Source organism: Paraburkholderia sp. BL6669N2 (assembly GCF_003387275.1).
Classification (GTDB): Bacteria; Pseudomonadota; Gammaproteobacteria; order Burkholderiales; family Burkholderiaceae; genus Paraburkholderia.
In genome coordinates, this window is sequence record NZ_QUNA01000002.1 from 1,296,629 (window position 1) to 1,319,598 (window position 22,970).

Sequence of the window (22,970 nt, forward strand, 5' to 3'; positions counted from 1 at the left end):
ACAGGGCGTGCCTGCCAACACCGAAAAAGGTCCTGAAAACAGGCCTTTAGCGCGCCGAGTTGGCATATTGCGCGAACCTGAGGCACATGTTGCCGTGCAAACAATCTCAAAACGTTGCACCATAGGCGTTTGCCAGAAGAAGTGCCGGTGCGCCGGCACCGCGCCGCTGCTTTTTTCTGCCCGCTTTTTTCTGCCGTTCACCGACGCCTTATCCCTCACGACGCTGCGACCGCGCTATGACGACCCAACACGCTTCTGCCACTCCCGACCTGCCGCTCGACATGATCATCTTCGGCGGTACCGGCGATCTGTCGTTTCGCAAGCTGCTGCCTGCGCTCTACATGGCGCATCTGCACTGCAATCTGCCGCCGAACACCCGCATTCTCACGATCGGCCGCAAGCCCTGGTCGCGTGAGGAGTACATCAACGAATTCATGGAGCTGAAGGCGAAGCCCTTCATCGAAAAGAAAGCGTTCGATGCCGGCGCCTGGGACAAATTTCTCGCGCTGTTCGAATACGTGCGCATGGACGTCGACTCGGTCGAAGACTATCAGCGCCTGAAAGAAGTGTCGCGCGAAGGCGTGCGCCGCGTGTTCTATCTCGCGACGTCGCCGGATCTGTTCACGAACATCTGTGACAACCTCGCCGCCGCGGGCTTGATCGACGCCAACTCGCGCGTCGTGCTCGAGAAGCCGCTGGGTCACGATCTGGCCTCCGCGCAGGAAATCAACACGGCGGTCGGCAAGCATTTCAGCGAAGCGCAGATCTACCGGATCGACCACTACCTCGGCAAGGAAACCGTGCAGAACCTGATGGTACTGCGCTTCGGCAATCCGATTTTCGGCCCGCTGTGGCAGGCGCCGTATATCAAGAGCGTGCAGATCACCGTGGCGGAAACGGTCGGCGTGGGCAGCCGCGCGGGCTTTTACGATAAAACCGGCGCGCTGCGCGACATGGTGCAGAACCACTTGTTGCAACTGCTGTGCATCGTTGCGATGGAGCCGCCGGTGTCGCTCGACCCGGACGCGGTGCGCGACGAAAAGCTCAAGGTGCTGCGCTCGCTGCGCCCCATGACCCCCGAGGACATCGCGCGCGATACCGTGCGCGGCCAGTACACCGCGGGCGCCGTGGACGGCGAGGCCGTGAAGGGCTATCAGGAAGAAGACAACGTGCCGGCGGGCAGTCGCGCCGAAACCTTCGTCGCATTGCGCGCGCATATCAACAACTGGCGCTGGGCGCACGTGCCGTTTTTCCTGCGCACCGGCAAGCGGATGCAGAAGAAGGTGTCGGAGATCGTCATCGAATTCGCCGAACTGCCGTTCTCGATTTTTCCGAAGGGCGGGCGCAATTACGGCAATCGTCTGGTGATCCAGCTGCAGCCGGAAGAATCGATCCAGTTGCAGGTGCTGGCGAAGGAGCCAGGCAGCGGCATGCACATGCTGCCGGTGAATCTGAATCTGGATTTGCAGCAGGCCTTCACCGAGCGTCGCGCGGAAGCGTATGAGCGTTTGCTGATCGATGTGATTCGCGGACGCCTCACGCATTTCATGCGGCGCGATGAACTCGAAGCGGCATGGGCGTGGGCCGAACCGATTCTTGAAGGCTGGGGCAAATCGGGTGAGAAGCCGCGCGGTTATACGGCGGGCACGTTTGGACCGGCGGCTTCGACGGCGCTGATGGCGCGCGAAAACGCGGTGTGGGCGGAAGAGTCGCAATAAGCGGTTTTCAACGCTGGATGGCAATGCACGCAAGTGCTGGCGAGCCACAAAGTTGGCAGCCGAAGCCTATCGCCTGCTGGACAGACGCTTCGACGCGAATACGCTTATGAATCCGACAACGACGGCGGCGATGAGATAACCCGACACGATAAGGAGGGAGTTAGTCCACGCCTCGATATCGTAGGCATCTGGCGTCCAATCGGGATACAGGGAACGCAGCAGCCATCTCACGAAGTCCGCAAGCCATAGCGGTATTTCAAACGAAAGCTGTTGCGATCCCCAGGCGAAAGCTGTCCCCAGTGCAAACCAAACGGCCAGCGAGCCAATGCACCATTGAAGCAATCGCGCAGGTTTCATCGGACCTCGACCCGCCCGTATGCTTGCATGTCACCTCCGGGCACCTGCATGGTGGGTTTGAACGCGCGGATATAACGTTGGAGTCGCTCAAAATCAGCCGGACTCTTCACGGTGATGCAGCCTTCGCTGAGGCGCCTTTCACCCTCGGGGTGAAGGCGAAACTGGCCTCGCCGAATGCCGTGGGTCATTGTGATATCGCCGCCGTGTGGATTCCAGAGCATGAACCACGTGTGCCGGTCAGTACTACCCGCGTGTTCGGCGATAAAATCTCGTAGCCCGCCCAGGCGTCCGCCCGATTGCCGGTCGACTAGATAATACGTGCCGGGGGGAATGGGGCCCACATCCACATCGGCTACATCGTCAGGATTGTCCCGACCTATCTTCTGCCCTGAGTAAGCCTCGACCTCGCCGAAGCCCGAGCAAACCAACCGCGAAGTTTCTTTTCGATTGAGAGTGAAGCTACAGAACACGGGCATTGTTTTTTCCGTAGTCGGGAGAACCTCCTTGTAGCATTGCTCTTGCACGTCTGTACACAGAACGAGCGCATCCTTGACGTTGTTTTACACAGGCCGATTCGATACGCATATCAAGGCCGTCGAGGACGAAAGCGAGCCCGCGCGATGATGGGTCACAGAGTTCCTATAGTCCGCGTCGAGGGAGTGAGTTGCTGTCGGTACATGGATTTCTAGCCCGAGGAAGGGGCAGGCCCAACGGGGCTGGCGGCATGAAGAGGCAAGGGCCGCGTGCCGCGAGCGGTGCAAACGCCCATTCCGGCCACATTGTCCATTTTCAACCGATGAAGAAAAACCCGCGCGAGCGGGCTCTCTTATTCCATTGATCGACGCGTTGATGCTTAAGGCAACGAAATCGTCAACGTAGCCGATTGCGGTCCAAGCTTGACCACCTGCGAATACGGCGCGAGCGAACGCAAGGTCTGATCACGCAGATAAGTATTCAGGCCGAGATAAGCCAACAATCCCACCAGCGCGAACACCGCGCCGATCGACCACAACGGCACCTCGCGCTTCAGACGGTGCGCGACCTGATCGGGCAGCGGCCAATGCGGCGCGAACTGCGCGCGCTTGCCCTTCAGATGCGCGATTTCGTCGCCGATGCGCGCGGTCAGATACGCGAGCTTCTCCGGTCCTTCGAGCAGATACTTGCCCTGATAACCGAGCAGCAGGCACATGTGAAACACCTCCAGCGACTGCAAGCGTGCCGCGCCTTGTGCGCGGCACTCCTCGAGATACTGGAAAAATTTCTCGCCCGCCAGTTGCTCGCCGAACAGCACCAGTTGCAGCGGCCGGCGCTCCCATTCCGTGCGGATCCTGAAGGTGGACGACAACACCGATTCGTCGATGGCCGCGCAGAACGCAAACTTCGACGCGTAGACATCTTCGGCCGACGCATTGAGCTTCTTCGCCCCGCGCTCGAAGTCGCCGAGAAACTGCTGGATGCGCTGGCTGAACTCCTGCGCGTCGCCGGGCTCGCGGCCGTTCTTCAACAGGAACAACATGAAGAAACCGTCGTACAGCAGATCGAGCAGCGAGCGGACCTGATAGCTCGGCTCGGTGATCGGGGCGGGCGCGGCGGCAGGCGTGCTGCCGCCAAAGAGGGATGGCGCGTAGCTCATGATGTGACGGCGATCAGTTCGAGTTGAAGATCGTTGATGCCCGACGGCGCGTAGATCATTGCCGATTGAGCCTGCAACATACGGTCATACAGCGCGCCGCGCGATTCGAACGAGAAGTAGCACGCGCCCGGACGAACCGGAATGGCGGGCGGCACCTGCGGTGTGTAGACGAGCCGCACGCCCGGCATGGCCGAGAGCACCAGCTTGTCGACGTCGTCCGGCGCGCCGACCTTGAAGCGCGCGGGCACGGCTTCCACGAGTTCGGCGGTCGGCATATCCGCCGATACCGCGATGTAGAACATGGTCTTGTCGTCGATCTTGCCCGAGTCGAGCCGGCCCGCATGGAACGACGGACGCACTTCTTCGAGCGCGATCGCGAAGTAGCGCGTGGAGATCACGGTTTCGAGCAGATCGCGCAGGATCGTGTCGAGACGCGCGAAGCCGGGGCCCGGATCGTCGTGGCGATACGCCGGCAAATCGGAGAGCGCATAGCCCTTCGAAAACGTCATCAACTGGCCGGCGAGCCGCAGCAGTTCCTGAAACAGGCGTTCGGGATGCAGCGCCGAATGCTGGTACAGATGCGCGAGCGAAGCGAAGGCCGCGCTAGCGGTATGCAGCAGCCAGAACGACGCGATGTCGCCGGAACGGAACTCGATGATGTTCTTGGTCGGCTCGCGGTGAAAGCCGTATAGCGCATTGACCTTGGCCTGCAAGGCGTCGATCAGTTGACGCAGGCGCTGATGCAGGATCGGCGAGGCGTCGATAGCGAGGCAGGGCGGCACGAACGTGTCGTCGATTTCGAACCCGCTCGTAGCGGTGCGGCGTACCCGCACGAGCGGCACCGAGAGCAGTTCATCGCGTGGCTCGCTATGCGCGATCAGCTTGACGCTGGTCTTCAGGAAGGTGATGTCGGCTTCGGCGGCGTCGGTGAAATGATCGGCCACCGGCGTCTGTTCGCTGACGTAACGCGACACGAAACCGGCGTTGCTGTCCTGCGCATAGTTCGCACCGGTTTCGCGCAGCGGATGCAGCGCGAGATAAAACGTGAATTCGTTGATGCCGTCGGGAAGCGTATCCAGCGCGATGGGCGGTGGCAGGTCGTCGGCCTGCGGCGCGGAGTAGAGCGCGCCGTCGGGAAACACCAGCGAGAGTTCGCTCACGCGCAGCACGTTGCTGCCGAGCGCGTCGCGATCGAAGCGCGCCGAGCGCACGCCCCAGTTATACGGCTGGATCGCCTGGATCGACTCGAACAGGCGCGCCTCATGATAAGCGTCCTGACGCTGAAAATGCTGCGGCCTCAGAAACAGGCCTTCCCCCCATAGCACTTTTGCCGAATAACTCATCTCAAACCCGTTATATGCGTTCTGCGTGTGGCGCACCCGGAGATAACCGATTCGAGCGCCGCATTGTTAATTGGTTAAAAATGTTAAATCGCATTTGACCGGCATCTTTATCCGCAGCTTACCGACGAAAGCATATTTAGCGCTTGCGCGGGCAGTCCCTGGTCTGGCGGGATCACCGTGCCATTGGTCACCGTCATTGCACAGTTATGCAGGCCGATCATTATGCCGGATTTCTCCGACTTCGCCGGGTCGAAGGCGAATTTCCAGCGCTGCATCGCCGGATCACGGAATAGCGCGACGATACCGAATGCCTGCGCTTCACGCGAGACTTTTTCGGTAACAACGTAGCGCTGGCCCGGGATCAGCGTTACTTCACGCACGCCCAGCAAATCACCGCCCAATACGGTCTTTTCCTTTGCTGGATCGGTAAATGCGTCGAACGGCGCCTGCTGGAATGAAGTCGGGTCTTTCAGTACGTAAAGCCGCACCACCAGCGCCAATGGCCGTTTGTCATTCGCGGCATTCAGATTCGACGCTGCATATAAGGTGAGGCCGAGATTGCGCGGCGGTTTCTGGGCGTCCGGCAGATCCGGCTTGCCGAGGCCGCTTGCCTGCAAAGCCGCGTTGGCAGCGGCTCCGAGCACCGTCACGCCGGCCGCGCAGCCGCCCAGAAGCGCGCAGACCGCCGCATTGGCGATCAAAAGCGATGCATAGCGAATAACACGCGAATTCATATACATCGACCGGCTCGGCGCCGTCCCCCGTCAAAACATCAATAACGAACTCAATCCGGCAAATTTGTAGCCACGCTATGCCACTTAATGCCGCGATATGCAAAGCGCTTGTAACTGCCGGCGCTACCGGGCCGGCAGCCGGCGAGTGGAAATTTTTCCGGTATCCCCAATGCTGCTATTGCGCCAGGAAACAATTTCTGCATGTTTCGTTTAAATGATCCGCATGCATTTTTTTGTGCAATCCTTCTTCACACGAAAGTTGAATTATCGAAAATTGGCCTGTACTATACCCGCGCACTTCAAGCAAAGCAAAACTCCGGTTTCTCCTTGAATTAAAAAATTCGCACGTCGGTGAAAAACGATGAATGAGCGTCTGTTAGTAAAACTATCTGGGGTTGTGTTGGCATGCGGCGTGATGGCCGGATGCGCAACACAGGGCAACAACGCGGCGACCACACCGGAGGCTTTTAATAAGCAACTCGCGGATGCCGATACCGTCGCAAAGGGCGGCGATCAGGATCGCGCTATCGCGCTTTATCAGCAGCTTTCCAAATCCGATCCGACGCGTGAAGAACCGTGGTCGCGTATTGCGCAGATCCAGTTCACGCAAGGTCATTACGGCCAGGCAATCGTGGCCGCGCAAGAAGCATTGCAACGCGATCAGACCGATCGTCAGGCCAAGAGCGTGCTCGCGGTGGCCGGCTTGCGCGTCGCCACTCAATCGCTCGGCGAATTGCGTCAGGACGCGTCGCTCGCGGGCGATGCTAAGTCGGACGCGCAAGCGCTTGCCAAGCAGCTGCGCGACACGCTCGGCGAAGCCACGCTGTTCCCGCCCGACCCGAGCGACAAGCCGGTGGCGAAGAAGAAGCGCGTGGTTCGTCACGTCGCCAAGGGCAAGCCTGCAGCGGATACGCCTGACGCCACACCCGGCGCCACGACTCCCGTCGCCGCGCCGCCAGCGCCCGCTGCGCCGGCCGCGCCTGCGGCACCCGCCAAAGCCGCGCAGAGCAGTGGCGCGTCCGATCCGTTCAGCGCGCTGCGCTGATCCACACGCCTGATCCATCAGCACCGGGAGCCGACGATGGCGAAGAAAGAAAGCATTCAAAAACGCTTGCAAAAAGTGCGGCCGCCCCGCGTTCAGTTGACCTATGAGGTCGAGCGTGGCGATGCGATCGAGGTGAAGGAACTGCCGTTCGTCGTCGGCGTGGTCGCCGATCTGGCGGGGCAGTCCGAAGTCGAGCAGCCGAAGCTGCGCGATCGCAAGTTCGTCAATATCGACCGCGATAATTTCGACGACGTGATGAAAGCGATCGAACCGCGCGCCGCGTTTCAGGTGGAAAACCGCCTGAGCGAAGCCGGCGGCAAATTCGCGGTCGACCTGCGTTTCAAGTCGATGGCAGACTTCAATCCGGACGAAGTGGTCGCGCAAATCGAACCGCTGCGGCGCCTGCTCGAAGCCCGTTCGAAGCTCGCCGATCTGCGCAACAAGCTGGCCGGCAACGACAAACTCGAAGACCTGCTGAGCGAAGTGCTCAACAACACGCAGCAGTTGCAAACCCTGGCGAAAGACCAGAGCAACGCGGCGAACCAGCACGGCGGCGCGCCGGACCACGACAAGCAGGGCGAATAAGCACGGGGTGTGAGATGAATCAGCAAACGGCAGCAGCCCAACTGGCGACCGCGCAAAGCGGTACGGAATCCACGCTGCTCGACGAAATCGTCGAGAAAAGCCGCGTGGCGAAGTCCGATTCCGAGCACGCGCGCGCGAAAGACCTGATCGGTGAGCTCGTGCATCAGGTGCTCGACGGCACGGTGGTGGTGTCCGATAACCTGTCGGCCACCATCGACGCGCGCGTCGCCGAACTCGACCGCCTGATCTCCGCGCAGTTGAGCGCGGTGATGCACGCGCCGGAATTCCAGCGCATGGAAAGCACGTGGCGCGGCCTCGACTATCTGTGCAAGGAAAGCAACACGGGGGCAACGGTCAAGATCAAGGCGTTGCATGCGCCCAAGCGCGACCTGGTGCGCGACTTCAAGACCGCGATCGAATTCGATCAGAGCGCGTTGTTCAAGAAGATCTACGAAGAAGAATTCGGCACCTTCGGCGGCTCGCCGTTCGGCACGATCGTCGGCGACTTCGAAGTAACGCGTCAGCCGGAAGACATGTACTTCATCGAACAGATGTCGCACGTTGCCGCGGCCGCGCATGCGCCGTTCATCGCGTCGGCGTCGCCCGAACTGATGGGCCTCGATACCTTTGCCGACCTCGGCAAGCCGCGTGATCTCGGCAAGGTGTTCGACACGGTCGAATACGCGAAGTGGAAGTCGTTCCGCGACGCCGAAGATTCCCGCTACGTCGGTCTCACGCTGCCGCGTTTTCTCGGCCGCCTGCCGTTCAATCCGAAAGACGGCGCCACGGCGGAGGGTTTCAACTTCGTCGAAGACGTGGACGGCACCGATCACAGCAAATACCTGTGGTGTAACGCGGCGTGGGCATTCGCCGCGCGCCTGACGGCCGCATTCGACGACTTCGGCTGGTGCGCGGCGATTCGCGGCGTGGAAGGCGGCGGCCTGGTCGAAGACCTGCCCACCCACACCTTCAAGACCGACGACGGCGAAGTCGCGCTGAAATGCCCGACCGAAATTGCGATTACCGACCGCCGCGAAAAGGAACTGAGCGACCTCGGTTTCATTCCGCTCGTGCATTGCAAGAACTCTGATTACGCCGCGTTCTTCGCCGCGCAATCGGTGCAGAAACCCAAGAAATACAGCACCGACAGCGCGAATGCCAACGCGGTCCTGTCCGCGCAATTGCAGTACATCTTCTCGGTATCGCGCGTCGCGCACTACCTGAAGGCGATGATGCGCGACAAGATCGGCAGCTTTGCGTCGGCACAGAACGTCGAAGTATTCCTGAACCGTTGGATCTCGCAGTACGTGCTGCTGGACGACAACGCAACTCAGGAGCAGAAGGCGCAGTTCCCGCTGCGCGAGGCGTCGATTCAAGTCTCGGAGATTCCGGGCAAGCCTGGTGCGTATCGTTCGGTCGCATTCCTGCGTCCGCACTTTCAACTGGATGAGCTGTCGATCTCTTTGCGGCTTGTCGCTGACCTGCCGAAACCGGCTAATTCATAAAGCAAAGCAAGTCAGCTGGCCTGGGCTGGCCGCCCGGGTTAGCTTAAAACCACCTCTTTGGGGAGTCGATGAGTTATGAAGGATATCTATTTAAAATTCGGCAATCCGGCGATCAAAGGCGAGTCTGCCGATAAGGATCACGCTGGCTGGATCGAAATTGATTCGTGGAGCCACTCGATCACGCAACCGCGTTCGGCAACGGCTTCCACGGCAGGTGGTCACACCTCCGAGCGCTGCGAACACGCCGATATGCAGTTCACGAAAGACATCGACGTGGTCAGTCCGCTGATCTATCAACACGCGTCGGGCGGCACGACGTTCGACGAAGTCACGATCGACTTCATGCGTTCGGACGGCGAAGGCAATCGCATCAAGTACCTGGAAGTGAAGCTCAAGTACGTGATCATTTCGAGCGTGACGCCGAGTGTGGTGGGTGAAGGCCTGCCGACCGAACAGTTCTCGCTGAAGTACGCTGCCGTGCAGTGGAAGTACACGCAGCAGAAGATCGGCGGCAACCAAGGCGGCAACGCGCAAGGCGCGTGGAGCCTGACGAAGAACGACAAGACGTACGCGGTCTGATGCACGGGCGCACGCGGCGCGCGCGGCTCGAAAGAGTCGCCGCGCGCCGGGTGCGCCGCGCATCGATCCGCTTCTTCGGACGCTGATGAAACGCTTCGAACCCAGCTTTCTCGACAAGCTGTTCGACGACGAACCGCATCTGCCGGCTTCCCCGGCGATGCGGCAATTGTCGTTGGATGAATTGAAGAGCACCGTCGCGCGCGACGTCGAGGCGATCCTGAATACGCGCATCGCGCTGACCGAACACGAACTGGCGGCGCTGCCGGAGTGTCAGCGCTCGGTGCTCACATACGGCCTGAACGACTTCGCGGGCTTGAGCCTTGCAAGCCATTACGACCGCACGTTCATCTGCAAATCGATTCAACAGGCGATTGCGCGGCACGAGCCGCGCTTGCAGCAGGTGGCGGTCACGCTCGAACTGAACGAACAATCCACCAATGCGCTGAACTTTGCGATTCAGGCGCTGCTGGTGGTTCATCCGGCGGAAGAACCGGTGAGTTTCGATGCGATGTTGCAGCCGTCCACGTTGCAGTATTCAGTAACGCGCGCACGCGCGAAGTTGTAGTGGGTAATTTTCTGTCGGTGTTTTTCTGAGTAGTTGTGTTGAGAGTACCGCTTTACCGCAACCGTTACGCGCAACGGCTGCGATGAACCAGGCGGAGAAGTGTCAGGTCCGGGGATAAATCGATGGAAGAATTGCTGCCGTATTACGAGCGCGAGTTGTCATTTCTGCGGCGCTATTCGCGCGACTTCGCCGAGCGCTATCCGAAGATCGCGGCGCGTCTCGCCATGTCCGGCGAACACTGCGAAGACCCGCACGTCGAGCGGATGATCGAGTCGTTCGCGCTGCTCGGCGCGCGCATCAACAAGAAACTCGACGACGATTACCCCGAATTCACCGAAGCGCTGCTGGAGGTGCTCTATCCGCACTACCTGCGGCCGTTCCCGTCGTGCTCGATCGCGCAACTGGGCACGTCCGCCGCGCTGAGTCATCTGACCGAACCGGTTGTTATGGAGCGCGGCACCGAACTCAAGTCACGGCCCATTCGCGGCATGCAATGCCGTTTTCGCACGGCTTACGATGTGACGCTGGCGCCGATTCGTATTTCCGAAGCGAAGTACACGTCCGTGGCGATGGCGCCGAGCGCGACCGTATTGCCCGGCAATGCCACGGCGATCGTATCGATCACCTTCGAATCGACAGCGGCGCAACTCGACCTCACGGCGCTGAAAGTCGGCAAGCTGCGCACGCATTTGCACGGCGAACAGTCGTTTATTGCAGCACTGGCGGACTGTCTGTTCGTCAACGGCATGGCCACCTACGTGGAGGCCGACCGTCGCGGCGTGTGGAAACAACTGCGCGAATCTCCGGTCGTGCAAGCCGGTTTCGACGAAGACGACGCGCTGATCGACTATCCGGCCAAATCGCATCCGGCATACCGGTTGCTGACCGAATACTTCGCGTTCCCCGAAAAATTCAATTTCGCCGACTTCGACCTGGCGGCGATGACACGCGCGAGCGGCCGCTGCCAGCGTTTGACGCTGCATGTCGTGTTGAAGGAAGTGCGCAGCGATTCGCACATGGCGCGTCTGCTGGATTCATTGGCCGCGCATCATTTCCGCCTGTTCTGCACACCGGTGGTGAATCTGTTCGAACAGCACGGCGAGCCGATCCGTGTCAGCCATCAGGCGATTTCTTATCCGGTGATCGCCGAAGCACGCCGCGCGTTCGCCTATGAGGTCTATTCGATCGATTCGGTGAAACTCGTCAGGCAGCAGGCGCACGAAGAATCGGTGATCGAATTCCGGCCGTTCTATTCATTGCATCACGGCGAAGCGGCGCGCGCGGGACACTACTGGTTCGCGCGGCGCAACGACTGGGTCGCGCAGAAAAGCCCCGGCTACGAGACTGAAATCTCGATCGTCGATATCGACTTCGAACCGGCCGCGCCGCAAACGGATACCTTGAGTCTCGATCTGACGTGTACCAATCGCGATTTGCCTGCTGGTCTCGCAGTGGGGCTGGACGGCGGCGATCTGTTTCTCGAAGGCGGCTCGCTGACCGGCAGCATCTCGATGCTGCGCCGGCCTACGCCAAGCGTGCGTTTCGAACGCGGACGCGCCGCGCATTGGCGATTGATTTCACATCTGGCGTTAAACCACGTCTCGCTCGCCAGTAGCGGTCTGTCCGCGCTCAAGGAAATGCTCGTGCTCTACGACTTGCGGCGCACGGCGGTGTCCGCGCGGCATATCGACGGACTGGTCGGCATCGAGCAGCACGCGGCCGTGCAATGGCTGCCAGGCAAGCCGTTCGCCACTTTCGTGCGCGGTATAGAGATCCGTTTGACGATCGACGAAGAACATTTCGTCGGCACGAGTCTCGCGTCGTTCGTGCGGGTAATCGACACGTTTTTTGGGCTGTACGTGCATCTGAACAGCTTTGTGCAACTGGTCGTCGTGTCGAAGCGCACCGGCGAGGAGATCCTGCGATGCAAACCGCGCAGCGGCGAATCGATCCTGGCGTAGTCGAGCAACTTCTCGACGAGCCGCATCGCTTCGAATTTTTTCAGGCGGTGCGGATTCTCGAGAAGTGGTTCGCGCAGCAATCGCCATCTCACGCGGGACGTCCCGGCGAAGTCGTCGCGCAGCGGATTGCTTTTCGCAATTCTCTGTCGATGTCGTTCCCGCCGAGTGAGATTCACGGCGCGCAGTCTTTTGACAATGCGGGTGCAGCGCTGAAAGAAAAGTCGCAGCGCACGGCAGCGCTCGAGGACGGCTCGCTCGATAAGGTGGATATCACGCCGGCCTTTTTCGGCTTGCTCGGCGGGCAGGGCGCTCTGCCGCTGCATTACACCGAGCAGATCATCGCGCGTGAACAGATCAAGCGCGATCGCGCCGCGCGCGAGTTCTTCGATGTGTTCTCGAATCGCGCGACGGCGCTGTTCTACGCGGCGTGGAAGAAATACCGTCTGCCGTTCCACTATGAACTGGATCGCGACGAACGTTACCTGCCGCTTTTGCTCGCGCTCGCCGGTGTCGCCGGCGACGACACGCGCAACAGCCTGCAAAGCGGCAAGGGCGCGCTATTCGACGAAGCGATTGCCGGCTACGCATTGGCCGCGCGGCATCGGCCGGTATCGGCGGCGTATTTGCAGCGCACGCTCTCGGAGTACTTCAAGGTGCGGGTGCGCGTCGAGCAGTTCGTCGGCAAATGGTACGACGTGCCGCGCGATCAGTTGACCTTGCTCGGCAGCGTCAACGCGACGCTCGGCGCGACCGCGTTGGCGGGCGAGCGCGTCTGGCAGCGCGACATGCGCGCGCGGCTCGTGATCGGACCGCTCGACAGGGCCGATTACGAAGCGTTCTTACCCGGCGCCGAGCGGGCGGTGGCGCTCGAACGCATGCTCACGCTGCTGGCCGGCGTCACGCTCGAATACGAGGTGTCGCTGGTGCTGCGCCGCGAAGCCGTCGGGCCGAGCCTGTTGAGCAAGGGCGCGCGCCTCGGTTGGGACGCGTTCCTGTGCACGAAAGACGCCGACCGTGACCGCGCGGATGCCCGCTACGAATTGCACGCGATTCACTGACTATAACGACAGAACCCGGACCCGGATCGCACGACATGAGCACGTCCCTCAATACCCTGATCGCCAAACTGAATCCGACCTGCCGGCAGGCGGCTTTGCTGGCGGCGAACAATTGCCTCGCGCGCGGTCACTACGAGGTCGACCTCGAGCATCTGCTGCTGGCGCTGCTGGACGAGCCGGCCAGCGACGTCGCGCTGGTGCTGCGCGCGAGCAGGATCGACGCGCATGCGTTGCGCGCGGATCTCGAGCGCGAGTTGCAGCGTTTGAAAACCGGCAATACGCGCACGCCGGTGTTTTCGAAGCATCTGATCGAACTGCTCGAACAGGCTTGGCTGATTGCATCGCTCGATTCGCAGATCGGGCGGATCCGTTCAGGACACCTGTTGCTGGCGCTGCTGAGCGCGCCGGATCTCGCGCAATTCGCCGAGCGCATGTCGCCGTTGCTGCGCGATGTGCGCGTAACCGACCTGAAGCACAAGTTCGATGAGCTGACCGCGGGCTCGCGCGAAGTCGAGCGCAGCAACGAGACGCAGAGCGCGGGAGACAACGCGGGCGATCCAGTCGCGACCGCTACCGCACCGGGCACGCCGTCTAAAACGCCGGCGCTCGATACCTACACGAGCAACCTCACGCAGCGCGCGCGTGACGGCAAGATCGATCCGGTGATCGGCCGTGAAGGCGAGATTCGCCAGACCATCGACATTCTGATGCGCCGCCGCCAGAACAACCCGATCATGACGGGCGAGGCCGGCGTCGGCAAAACGGCGGTGGTCGAAGGTCTCGCCCTGCGCATCGCCGCCGACGACGTGCCCGCGCCGCTCAAAGGCGTGGCGCTGCACGTGCTCGACATGGGACTGCTGCAAGCCGGCGCGAGCGTGAAAGGCGAGTTTGAAAACCGTCTGAAAAACGTGATCGTTGAGGTCAAGAAGAGTCCGCATCCGATCATTCTCTTTATCGACGAAGCGCACACCATCATCGGCGCCGGTGGCCAGGCCGGGCAGAACGACGCGGCCAATCTGCTGAAACCGGCGTTGGCGCGCGGCGAATTGCGCACCGTCGCTGCCACGACGTGGAGCGAATACAAAAAGTACTTCGAGAAAGACGCGGCGCTCGCGCGGCGTTTTCAGGTCGTGAAGATCGAGGAGCCGAGCGAGTCGCTTGCCGCGGCCATGTTGCGCGGCATGGCCGCGTTGATGGAAAAGCACTTCAACGTGCGCGTGCTCGACGATGCGATTACCGAAGCGGTGCGGCTGTCGCATCGCTACATCAGCGGCCGGCAACTGCCGGATAAAGCGATCAGCGTGCTCGACACCGCTTGCGCGAAAGTCGCGCTTGCGCACAGTTCGACACCGGCAGCCATCGACGATACGAAAAAGCGCCTCGAACGTATCGACGCTGAAATCGCCGCGCTGGAACGCGAGGTAGCGAGCGGCGCGTTGCACGATGAACGGCTCACCGAATTGCGCGGCCTGCGTGAACAGGACCTCAAGGATCTCGCCGATGACGAAGCCCGCTACGACAAGGAACGCGCTTTGGTGACGGAGATTGTCGGCTTGCGCGCGGACATCGACGCGGCGCGTGTGAGCAGCGCGGACCCGGAGCAAGCGGATAAAGCGCAGCAGGCGCGCGAAACGCTGGCCACGCGCGTCGCCGAACTGCACGCGTTGCAAGGCGGCCAACCGATGGTGCCGTTGCAGGTCGACGCTCATGTGGTCGCCGAAATCGTCGCCGCGTGGACCGGCATTCCGCTCGGCCGCATGGTCAAGGACGAAATCCAGACCGTGCTGAACCTGCAGCCGTTGCTGGCCGCGCGTGTGATCGGCCAGGACCACGCGCTCGAAGCGATTGCGCAGCGCGTGCGCACCGCAAGCGCGAATCTCGAAGACCCGAACAAGCCGCGCGGCGTGTTCATGTTCGTGGGACCGTCGGGCGTCGGCAAGACCGAAACCGCGCTGGCGCTGGCCGACGTGCTGTACGGCGGCGAGCGCAAGATGGTCACGATCAACATGAGCGAGTATCAGGAAGCGCACAGCGTGTCCGGTCTGAAAGGTTCGCCGCCGGGCTATGTCGGTTATGGCGAGGGCGGTGTGCTGACCGAAGCGGTACGCCGCAATCCGTATTCCGTTGTGCTGCTCGACGAAGTCGAAAAGGCGCACCCCGACGTGCTCGAAATGTTCTTCCAGGTGTTCGACAAAGGCACGATGGATGATGCCGAAGGCCGCGAGATCGATTTCCGCAACACGTTGATCATTCTGACGTCGAACGTCGGCTCGCAGGCGGTGATGCAGGCCTGCCTGAACAAGAGCGTGGAAGAACTGCCCGACGCCGATGAACTTGCGGAAACCTTGCGTCCGCAGCTATACAAAGCATTCAAACCGGCATTTCTCGGACGCATGAAAGTGGTGCCGTACTATCCGATTTCCGACGACGTGCTCGCCGAAATCATCGAGTTGAAACTCGAGCGCATTCGCCGCCGCATCGAGTCGAATCACAAGGCGGTGTTCGAATGGGACGAGTCGCTGGTCGATGCGGTGCTTGCACGTTGCACCGAAGTGGATTCCGGCGCGCGCAATGTGGATCACATTCTGAACGGCACGTTGTTGCCCGAAGTGGCGCAGCAGGTGCTGGAACGTGTGGCGAACGGCGCGGCGATCGAACGCATTGCGGTGCGCGCGAGCGAGGCGGGTGAGTTCGATTACACGGTGGTGTGAGCGGACGCGCCAAATTGTTTTAATGCCGTACCCGATACTTATTGCTTCCTTTCATGCCGATTAATCTAGACACCTTGCTGGCTCCGCTCAGCGAAACCTCGCCCTGTGGCGAAGATCTGCTGTTTTCGGCGGATTTCGACGCGATCCAGCACGCGCGCCGTTTCGAAGACCCCTCGCTGGATCAGGGCGAATGGGTCACGGAGGTCAAGGAAGCCGATTGGGCTTTCGTGGTCGAGCGTTCGGCCAGTCTGCTGCAAACGCAGACCAAGGACTTGCGCCTCGCGGTGTGGCTTACCGAAGCACTTGCGATCGATGAGGGCGTCAACGGTCTTTCGCAGGGTTACGCGCTGCTGACGAAACTATGCGAGCGCTACTGGGACCACGTGCATCCGCTGCCGGACGGCGACGACACCGAGTATCGCCTCGGCAATGTCGCGTGGCTGGTCGGGCGTACGGGAGATCTGCTGCGCGCCATGCCGCTCACGTCGTCGCAGGGCAATGCGTACAGCACGATCGATTGGGATGTCGCCACGCACGTTGCACAAGCCGTCAAACGCGATCCGGATCACGCCGACGATATCGCGCGCGGCAAGCCGTCGATCGATCAGATCGAGGCGTCCAAACGCGCTACACCGCCGGCGTTCTATTCGACGCTGCTAGTCGATCTGAAGGCGTTCGAAGCGGCCATGCTCGCGCTCGAACAGGAACTGGACCGGCGCGCGCCCGATTCCGCGCCGAGTTTCCGTCAGGCGAAGGACGCTTACGAAAACGTCTACCGGCTGGCTGAGCGCTTTGCACGCGAAGTCGGTGTGAGCGGTGAAGCGCCGCCCCCTAAAGCACCCGCGGCGCACGAGCAGGACCGCGCCGAGCCCACCTTCAAGACCGCACCGCAACGCGAGGAACCTGTGTTGACGACCATGCCGACGAGTCCAGTTGCAGGAATCCAGAGCCGCGCGCAGGCCGTCGCGCAATTGCGTGCGGTGGCCAGGTTCTTTCGCGCGACCGAGCCGCATAATCCTGCCGCGTATTTCGCGGAAAAAGCCGCGGAGGCGGCGGATATGCCATTGCATCAATGGCTTTCGACGGTGGTCAAAGACGATGGATCGCTCGCGCATATTCGCGAGTTGCTGGGCGTGAAGCCGGAAGAAAACAGCTAAAAGGCGGTCCGAACGAAAAAAAGCCTGGCTTCTCATCGAGGCCAGGCTTTTTTCATGCACGCTGCTGCGCAAACAGCAACCGTTCAAGAGCCCGCACGAAATTCGATCCGCCGATTCCGTGCCCGCCCATCGGTCGTGTCGTTCGACGCGATAGGCTGATCGGGGCCGACGCCGGTCGTTGTCATCTGCTGCGGCGGAATGCCCTTCGCGACCAGATAACCCTTCACCGCATCCGCGCGCGCCTGGCTCAAGGCGATATTCGACGTGCGGTTACCCGAGTTGTCCGTGTGGCCGATGATTGCGACAGTCCTCGTCGTCATCTTCCCCATCGCGGCGGCCATCTGATCGAGAATCGCGCGGCCTTGCGGCGTGAGCGTCGCGCTGCCGGTTTCGAATTCGATCGTACGATTCGCGAGCGTCTGATCGAGCAGGCCTTGTTCGGACGCACTCACACGTAGTCCATTCTTGATCGTGTAAGTCGGGTTCAACGCATTCGCCATGTCGCTCGCGAGTTGCTGGCGCTGCGATTCGTTGTGTACTTCGCCCTTCACGTCGATCTGCGTGCCGTCGATTTTCAGCTGACCTTTGCTGATCTGCTTCAACTGCGGGCCGATCAGCTTCTGCACGTTGGCGGACCAGTTCGGCGGCGTCGCCACATCGGCGACTTCAATTTGATCGACCACGTTGGCCGCGCCGTATGTGTCGCGCAGGCGCGCGAGCACGGCCGCCTTGGTCGCTTCGTCCGGCACCTTGCCGCCGACCACGACCTGGCCAGGCGTCGCATTGGCGGGCGGCGGCGCCGCGGTGATCGCGCCGGTGCCGGCGCCGGTCGTACCGCTCGCGAGTCCGGCGGTGCTCACTGCAGGCCCCGCATTGCCGACTGAGGCCGAAGCGGCCGGCGGCAGCACCGTAGTGTGAATCGAAACGCCGCTATTGTCGACCGGCGTGACGCGAGCGGGGCCGTCGTTGTCGGCATACGCAAACGCGCTGAGCAGAAGACCCGTGAGCAGCACCGTCATGCGTGCGGTGGATGTGTTGTTCAGCATCGTGTCACGCTCCCGTGAATGCTTCGCGGAACGTGTCGATGCTGACGCGCAGCGACAGTTGCGGTTGGTCGAGATAACTGACGAGCTTGCTGATGCCATGATCGTTTTGTGCGTGTTCGTCGATCCATTCGGGATCGTCGATATCGATGTTGTGCGCCGCGTACGACTGCGGATCGACCACGCTATGCAGCGTTTTGGCCGAGGCGCCGTTAAAGCCGATGATGAGCCGCTCGCGCTCGGCAATCGTGCCGATAAAAATCGCCAGTTCGAAATCCGCCTGCGCGACGAACGGCGCAACCAGTTCGAGCCAGAACGCGGCAACGAGACTGCGATAGAACGGGTCGTTCGGCAGCGGCAAGGTCAGCCCGCGTTCGAGATGCGACGAACCGCTTTGCATCACTGGACGCAGCAGTGAGCCGAGCGCCAGCATCGCGCCGCGCAAGCGCACCGGATGGCCGCTCGCCAGCAGCATTTGTTCGAGCCCGGCGAGTGTCTGGTGTTCGACGAAGTCGTTGAAGGTGCCGTCGTGCGGATTGCCCGGACCGCCGCCGATCTCGATCGGCACTTGCGTTTCGCCGAGCGCCTGCAGCGCGCCCGGCGGCTCGCTGGCGCCGAGCAGCGGCTTCATTTGCGCCGCGACGCGCGACCACAAGCGCGCGAACGCGAGCGGACTGTGCGCGAGAAACGTCAGCGGCTTTTCGACTTCGAGCGCGGTCGCGGCAAGAAACGGAAAGCGCCGCGACGACTGGTCGTGGCTCGCCATCATATGCCCGGCAATCGCCAGCTTGCTGCGCGAACCGAGGAACGCGAAGTGCATCGGCTTGGCGTTTTCGTAGACGATCTTCCAGCGCGGATCGTCGGTGAGCAGTTCCATGGCTTCGGCGATCCAGCGGTCGAGCGTAGCCAGCAATTGCGGGTTATGCGCGCTTTTCACGAAGTCGCCGCGCGACGGGATCTTGCCGAAGTAGGCGATTTGCGCCTGCACGGTTTGCGTCATTGCGCACCCCCTGTATTCGAAACCGCGGTGGCGGCGGTGGCCGGGCGTGCCGCCGGGGCAGCCGGCGCGGGCGCGGCACCTGGCGCACCCGCAGCCGTCGCGTTGACCGAATTCGCCGCCGCGCTCACATCCGCCACCGAGGACGGCAGCCGCAAGCCGCGCAAGCTCTGCTGCTGCGGCGCGTCGCTGCTGCCGCTCGAAGCCTGCGACGTGCTGATGATGCGCATGCTGACCGCTACCGTCACGCTGCCTTGCGTCCACGACAGATCGAACGTGCCGTCCGGACGACGCTTGCGCTGTGCCGAGTTGATCAGCTTCTCCAGTCCGTAGCGGCCCGGTTCGTTGACCAGTTGCAGCGTGCGGCCGTCGAACGTCGTGGCGTTCAATGTCGCGCCTGGTGAGCCCGACGGATTCGGCCACACGAAGTTGGTCCACTGCGGCGGCGTGTTGCGGTAGCGCATCTGCTGGCCGTCGATTGCCAGCGTGTATTCCGTCGTGCCGCTGCTCGGCTGCGGCAGAATCTGGAACACGGTCTGCGGTTCGGCCGAACCCTGGCCCGCCGTCGCACCCGCCGCGCCGCCGGCAAGCGGCGCCACCCAGCGCGCAAAGCCGCTGGTGAAGTCGGGCGTGAGGGCGAGTCCCATGTCGCCCCATGTGCGGGCCGTCAGCGTGTCGCCACGACGCACCGCGAGCGGTCCGAGCGTGGTGCCGACGAACTTGGCGATCGCGCCGTCCGGGCCGAACACCTGAGCGATCTCGCCCGCGCCGGCTTCGACCTTCGCATCGCTCGCGAACGGATACTTGTTGGCGAGCGAACCCTGGAAGCTTTGATACACCTGCGCGTTCCACACCTTGTTGACTTCGACGCTGGCCGGCTGGATCACCACCGCGTACGCCGCCATCAACGGACGCACGAGCAGCGGACGCAGGGCTTTGCGCTGTGAGTCGGTGAGACCCGTGAGCATCTGTTCGTCGACGTACTTCAGCGAATCGGCAAGTTCGGAACCGCTGCCGTCGAGCGTCTGCTGCATCAGTTGACGCGCGCCCGGTCCCGGATCGCCCTGGTTCTTGATCACGTTAAAGCGCGTGCGGACTTTCGACAGCGTCTCCATATAGCCCTTGAGCATCGACCCGTTGTCGCCGCTCACGACGATACGGCCCAACGCCGAGAACTCCTGGCCGATCGGACCCATCGGCACTTCGACCGGATTGCCGTTGATGTCGATATTCGCGTTGATCTGGCCAGTCGGCGCTCGCGAGAACAGGTTCTTGACCCAACTCGTCACGCCGGTTTGCGCGCGCTTCAGATTCGCGTTGAAGAGCGACGGGTTGTCCCAGGAAGTCTGGTCGTACGCGGTTTCGAGCACCTTGCGGATTGGCGAGTCCTGCGGATCGCCGAGACGGTTCATCGCATCCACCGCCTGGCCGAAGCTGCCGAAGCTCTGCGCCGCAATGCCTTGCATGAACTTTTGCCAGTGCATCGCGTACTCGGTCTTGTACATCGTGACGAGCGCTTTCTGGATCTGTTCGGGGCTGCCTTCCAGCGTCAGATCGTCGTGCGCGGACGTGTTGAGTACCCAGTCCTTCGCCTGCAACTCTTTCGTGGCGGCGTCGCGGATCGCGGGCTGCACGTACTGGAACCACGCTTCGCGCGTGAAGGTGCCGGGGATCGCATAGCTGCCCGCCACCAGCGCCGTATTGTTTTCGCCGACGATGCGCGCGATCGTCATGGGCGCGAAACGGGTCGACGCGCGCGCCTTGATTTCCTCGTAGACGCGCTGACGGGCCGGCATGCCGCGCACCACGCGGCGCAAGTTCTCTCGCGTTTGATCGACGAGGCCGAGGTTCTGGTCGATCATCGGCCAGTCGTCGTCGGACACGCGCGCGAGATAGAACGTAATCATGCGCTCGGCGCTGCGGATCATCTCGTCGCGAGGCATGTTGCCGCGATTGGTTTCGAGCCAGCCGCGCCAGAAGCGCGCAACCTGATCGGTGAGGTGAGCGGTTTCCACATGACGCTTGTCGCTCAGCATCAGGTAGGTCTTGAGCGCGTTGTACGCATCTTCGACGTTGGTCGGCGAGGCGTCGCTATACAGGCCGCCCTGGCTGTTCGCGCTCATGGCCGAATGGGTGGAGACCGGAATCGTGGCAGCATCCGGCGCGCGATTCAACGGCGCGAGCTGGTCGGGATGCGCGTTGACGTCCTTCAGGAACGACGCGAGATTCTGCGAAACCGGATCGAGCAGGATCTGCCGCACGCCGTTGTAGTATTCGGTGAGCAGGCGCTGTTCGAGGCGATCGCCCTGATACAGACCGAGCGACACCGCGAGCGGCCTGTCGCGGCGGAACTGTTCGAGCTGGTCGATGCGGTCCTCGAGCACGTCCATGGCCTGCAGGCGCGATTGCAGATCGTTGCGGTTCTGCTGCAGGCGCACGACATTGTCGAGGTCGGCCTGCACGTTCGCCGTGAGCTGCTGGTTGTTGACCGTCGACCAGGTCCAGCCGCCGAGCGCCAGTGCGAGCACCGCGACGAAGCCGAAGAAGGTCGCATAGCGCATGCGCGTCTTGGCGGGGCTGGCGAATTGCCTGACCGTTTGCCGGTCGGCGAAGATCACCTTCGAGAACAGATCGCGCAGGAAGAAACCGTTCTTCGAGAACGCGCTATGCGGCTTGGGCAGGCTGTCCGAACTCAGGCCGAAACGGTTCGCAATGCGTGTGGCTGCGGCGCTATTGGTTTCGCCTTCCTGCAATGCGCTGGTGAAATAGAAGCCGCGGAAAATCGGCTTGTACTGGAACGGATTGGTCTCGAACAACGTGGCGAGGAACGCGCGCAGCGCGGGCTTGATCGTCGAGAATTCAAGCGGGAAACTCAGCTGGCCCGGCGAGAGCTTATTGCCGCGATTGATCGACATCTGCGCGACGCTGATCTCTTTCAGGCCGTCGTACAGCTCTTCGAAGTGTTCGTCGAAGAGGCCGACCACGTCGCGCTTCTCGTCCGGCTCGTAGGGCAGGGTGGCGCCCCACACGCGATCGTATTCGTGACGCTCGCTGCCGCTGAAGAATTCGGTGAAGCCGGTAATCAGGTCGGCCTTGGTGAACATCACATACACCGGCGCGAATACTTCGAGCTTCTCGGTCAACTCCTGCACGCGCTGGCGCAAGTTCTTCGCGAGATTGATCGCGAATTCGGGCTTGCTGCTGGTCAGTTCCGCAATGCTCGCGGTGACGATGATGCCGTTGATCGGCGCCTTCGGCCGGAAACGTTTGAGCAGTCCGAGAAAGCCGAGCCATTCGGTGCGGTCTTCCTCATGCACGGAATAGCGGCCGGCGGTGTCGAGCAGAATGCCTTCGGTGGTAAAGAACCAGTCGCAGTTGCGCGTGCCACCAATGCCGTGGATCACCGCGTTGTTCTTGTCGGCGAAGGGGAATTGCAAGCCCGAATTCAACACCGCGCTACTCTTGCCCGCGGCGGGGTTGCCGATCACGATGTACCAAGGCAACTCATAGAGCGCCGAACCGCCCGAAACCTGACCGATCTTCGAGGTCTTGATGGTCTTCACCGCGTCGACGAGACGCGTGCGCAGCACGTCGAGTTCGGCCTGGCGCGCGGGCGTGGGCGCGGGACCGGCCTCGGCCTGCTTCTCCGCCTGCTGCTCGAGCATTTCGCCGAGCTTGCGATTGGCGCGGCGCGCGCGCAGCCGGCGCACGATCCACACCAGCAGCCACAGCGCGATCACGGCGCCGAGCACGATGGCCGGCCACATCAGGTCGATCTGCAAGGTATCGGCGCCGATGAATAAAACAGCAGCGAGCGCGAGCAAGCCGATGATCGAGAGCGTGCGTGTGTGGGTCAACACGTTGAGAATGCGTCGCATAAGCCGTTCAGGTCTTGATGATGAGTGTTGTGGCGCGTGCTGTAGCAGACAGCATGGCGCGCGTACGGCGTTTGAAATAAAACGAAAGCATATTCAGGCGA

Annotated in this window: 17 protein-coding genes; 10 read left to right on the forward strand and 7 right to left on the reverse strand. The window is 61.8% G+C overall.

The genetic code is table 11. The annotated features are described in order from the left end of the window. Positions 1 to 236: 236 nt before the first annotated feature. The gene (gene zwf / locus B0G80_RS28390; RefSeq protein WP_116121336.1) at positions 237 to 1,718 is read left to right on the forward strand and encodes a glucose-6-phosphate dehydrogenase; all 1,482 of its coding nucleotides are present in this window, start codon (positions 237 to 239) and stop codon (positions 1,716 to 1,718) included. Between the two features lie 353 nt (positions 1,719 to 2,071). Here zwf and B0G80_RS28400 read toward each other — a convergent pair whose 3' ends face one another. The 4 genes from B0G80_RS28400 to tssJ form a co-directional block, all read right to left on the reverse strand. Beyond that, positions 2,072 to 2,551: a DUF2778 domain-containing protein gene (locus tag B0G80_RS28400; protein ID WP_116121338.1), complete on the reverse strand. Its 480-nt coding sequence runs from the start codon at positions 2,549 to 2,551 to the stop codon at positions 2,072 to 2,074. A 377-nt stretch (positions 2,552 to 2,928) separates the two neighbouring features. Then, complete coding sequence (gene icmH, locus B0G80_RS28405; RefSeq protein WP_106280691.1) at positions 2,929 to 3,708, reverse strand: type IVB secretion system protein IcmH/DotU; 780 nt, start codon at positions 3,706 to 3,708, stop codon at positions 2,929 to 2,931. Beyond that, positions 3,705 to 5,051, reverse strand: coding sequence for a type VI secretion system baseplate subunit TssK (gene tssK / locus B0G80_RS28410; RefSeq protein WP_116121339.1), 1,347 nt, complete (start codon positions 5,049 to 5,051; stop codon positions 3,705 to 3,707). The genes icmH and tssK overlap by 4 nt, the downstream gene beginning before the upstream one ends. Before the next feature lie 107 nt (positions 5,052 to 5,158). Continuing rightward, positions 5,159 to 5,785, reverse strand: coding sequence for a type VI secretion system lipoprotein TssJ (gene tssJ / locus B0G80_RS28415; RefSeq protein WP_106280917.1), 627 nt, complete (start codon positions 5,783 to 5,785; stop codon positions 5,159 to 5,161). 361 nt (positions 5,786 to 6,146) lie between these two features. On the opposite strand from tssJ, the gene B0G80_RS28420 reads away from it, so the two are divergent. The 9 genes from B0G80_RS28420 (at position 6,147) to tssA (ending at position 16,951) form a co-directional block, all read left to right on the forward strand. After that, on the forward strand, positions 6,147 to 6,830 hold the full coding sequence (locus B0G80_RS28420; RefSeq protein ID WP_116121340.1) for a tetratricopeptide repeat protein: 684 nt from the start codon (positions 6,147 to 6,149) through the stop codon (positions 6,828 to 6,830). Positions 6,831 to 6,866: 36 nt separating this feature from the next. Beyond that, entirely contained in the window at positions 6,867 to 7,415 is a 549-nt protein-coding gene (gene tssB, locus B0G80_RS28425; RefSeq protein ID WP_116121341.1) for a type VI secretion system contractile sheath small subunit, read from the forward strand. Positions 7,416 to 7,429: 14 nt separating this feature from the next. Next, entirely contained in the window at positions 7,430 to 8,920 is a 1,491-nt protein-coding gene (gene tssC, locus B0G80_RS28430) for a type VI secretion system contractile sheath large subunit (RefSeq protein ID WP_012426790.1), read from the forward strand. 75 nt (positions 8,921 to 8,995) lie between these two features. Continuing rightward, the gene (locus B0G80_RS28435; RefSeq protein ID WP_020070381.1) at positions 8,996 to 9,499 is read left to right on the forward strand and encodes a type VI secretion system tube protein Hcp; all 504 of its coding nucleotides are present in this window, start codon (positions 8,996 to 8,998) and stop codon (positions 9,497 to 9,499) included. A gap of 85 nt (positions 9,500 to 9,584) precedes the next feature. Continuing rightward, a complete protein-coding gene (gene tssE / locus B0G80_RS28440) occupies positions 9,585 to 10,064 on the forward strand; it encodes a type VI secretion system baseplate subunit TssE (RefSeq protein WP_007176945.1) in 480 nt (159 codons plus the stop codon). Positions 10,065 to 10,186: 122 nt separating this feature from the next. Beyond that, the gene (gene tssF, locus B0G80_RS28445; RefSeq protein ID WP_116121342.1) at positions 10,187 to 12,025 is read left to right on the forward strand and encodes a type VI secretion system baseplate subunit TssF; all 1,839 of its coding nucleotides are present in this window, start codon (positions 10,187 to 10,189) and stop codon (positions 12,023 to 12,025) included. Further along, positions 11,989 to 13,083, forward strand: a complete 1,095-nt coding sequence (gene tssG / locus B0G80_RS28450) for a type VI secretion system baseplate subunit TssG (RefSeq protein ID WP_116121343.1) — start codon at positions 11,989 to 11,991, stop codon at positions 13,081 to 13,083. The genes tssF and tssG overlap by 37 nt, the downstream gene beginning before the upstream one ends. A gap of 35 nt (positions 13,084 to 13,118) precedes the next feature. Next, positions 13,119 to 15,794, forward strand: coding sequence for a type VI secretion system ATPase TssH (gene tssH / locus B0G80_RS28455; protein ID WP_116121344.1), 2,676 nt, complete (start codon positions 13,119 to 13,121; stop codon positions 15,792 to 15,794). Positions 15,795 to 15,847: 53 nt separating this feature from the next. Continuing rightward, positions 15,848 to 16,951 carry a type VI secretion system protein TssA gene (gene tssA, locus B0G80_RS28460; protein ID WP_116121345.1) on the forward strand — a complete coding sequence of 368 codons (1,104 nt, stop codon included), beginning with the start codon at positions 15,848 to 15,850 and terminating at the stop codon, positions 16,949 to 16,951. A gap of 83 nt (positions 16,952 to 17,034) precedes the next feature. On the opposite strand, the gene B0G80_RS28465 is transcribed toward tssA, so the two are convergent. The 3 genes from B0G80_RS28465 to tssM are packed head-to-tail and all read right to left on the reverse strand — an operon-like array spanning position 17,035 to position 22,869. Then, on the reverse strand, positions 17,035 to 17,997 hold the full coding sequence (locus B0G80_RS28465; protein ID WP_116121346.1) for an OmpA family protein: 963 nt from the start codon (positions 17,995 to 17,997) through the stop codon (positions 17,035 to 17,037). Positions 17,998 to 18,001: 4 nt separating this feature from the next. After that, positions 18,002 to 18,994 (reverse strand): type VI secretion system-associated protein TagF, encoded by a 993-nt coding sequence (gene tagF / locus B0G80_RS28470; protein ID WP_106280708.1) that lies wholly within the window; start codon positions 18,992 to 18,994, stop codon positions 18,002 to 18,004. Next, complete coding sequence (tssM, locus tag B0G80_RS28475) at positions 18,991 to 22,869, reverse strand: type VI secretion system membrane subunit TssM (protein ID WP_116121347.1); 3,879 nt, start codon at positions 22,867 to 22,869, stop codon at positions 18,991 to 18,993. The genes tagF and tssM overlap by 4 nt, the downstream gene beginning before the upstream one ends. Positions 22,870 to 22,970 lie beyond the last annotated feature (101 nt).

Coding starts and splice junctions, on each gene's coding strand:
- tssF (WP_116121342.1), top strand. CDS start 10,187: ATGGAAGAATTGCTGCCGTATTACGAGCGCGAGTTGTCATTTCTGCGG.
- icmH (WP_106280691.1), bottom strand. CDS start 3,708: ATGAGCTACGCGCCATCCCTCTTTGGCGGCAGCACGCCTGCCGCCGCG.
- tssH (WP_116121344.1), top strand. CDS start 13,119: ATGAGCACGTCCCTCAATACCCTGATCGCCAAACTGAATCCGACCTGC.
- tssB (WP_116121341.1), top strand. CDS start 6,867: ATGGCGAAGAAAGAAAGCATTCAAAAACGCTTGCAAAAAGTGCGGCCG.
- tagF (WP_106280708.1), bottom strand. CDS start 18,994: ATGACGCAAACCGTGCAGGCGCAAATCGCCTACTTCGGCAAGATCCCG.
- tssJ (WP_106280917.1), bottom strand. CDS start 5,785: ATGAATTCGCGTGTTATTCGCTATGCATCGCTTTTGATCGCCAATGCG.
- tssK (WP_116121339.1), bottom strand. CDS start 5,051: ATGAGTTATTCGGCAAAAGTGCTATGGGGGGAAGGCCTGTTTCTGAGG.
- tssC (WP_012426790.1), top strand. CDS start 7,430: ATGAATCAGCAAACGGCAGCAGCCCAACTGGCGACCGCGCAAAGCGGT.
- B0G80_RS28435 (WP_020070381.1), top strand. CDS start 8,996: ATGAAGGATATCTATTTAAAATTCGGCAATCCGGCGATCAAAGGCGAG.
- B0G80_RS28465 (WP_116121346.1), bottom strand. CDS start 17,997: ATGCTGAACAACACATCCACCGCACGCATGACGGTGCTGCTCACGGGT.
- B0G80_RS28400 (WP_116121338.1), bottom strand. CDS start 2,551: ATGCCCGTGTTCTGTAGCTTCACTCTCAATCGAAAAGAAACTTCGCGG.
- tssG (WP_116121343.1), top strand. CDS start 11,989: ATGCAAACCGCGCAGCGGCGAATCGATCCTGGCGTAGTCGAGCAACTT.
- B0G80_RS28420 (WP_116121340.1), top strand. CDS start 6,147: ATGAATGAGCGTCTGTTAGTAAAACTATCTGGGGTTGTGTTGGCATGC.
- tssE (WP_007176945.1), top strand. CDS start 9,585: ATGAAACGCTTCGAACCCAGCTTTCTCGACAAGCTGTTCGACGACGAA.
- tssM (WP_116121347.1), bottom strand. CDS start 22,869: ATGCGACGCATTCTCAACGTGTTGACCCACACACGCACGCTCTCGATC.
- tssA (WP_116121345.1), top strand. CDS start 15,848: ATGCCGATTAATCTAGACACCTTGCTGGCTCCGCTCAGCGAAACCTCG.
- zwf (WP_116121336.1), top strand. CDS start 237: ATGACGACCCAACACGCTTCTGCCACTCCCGACCTGCCGCTCGACATG.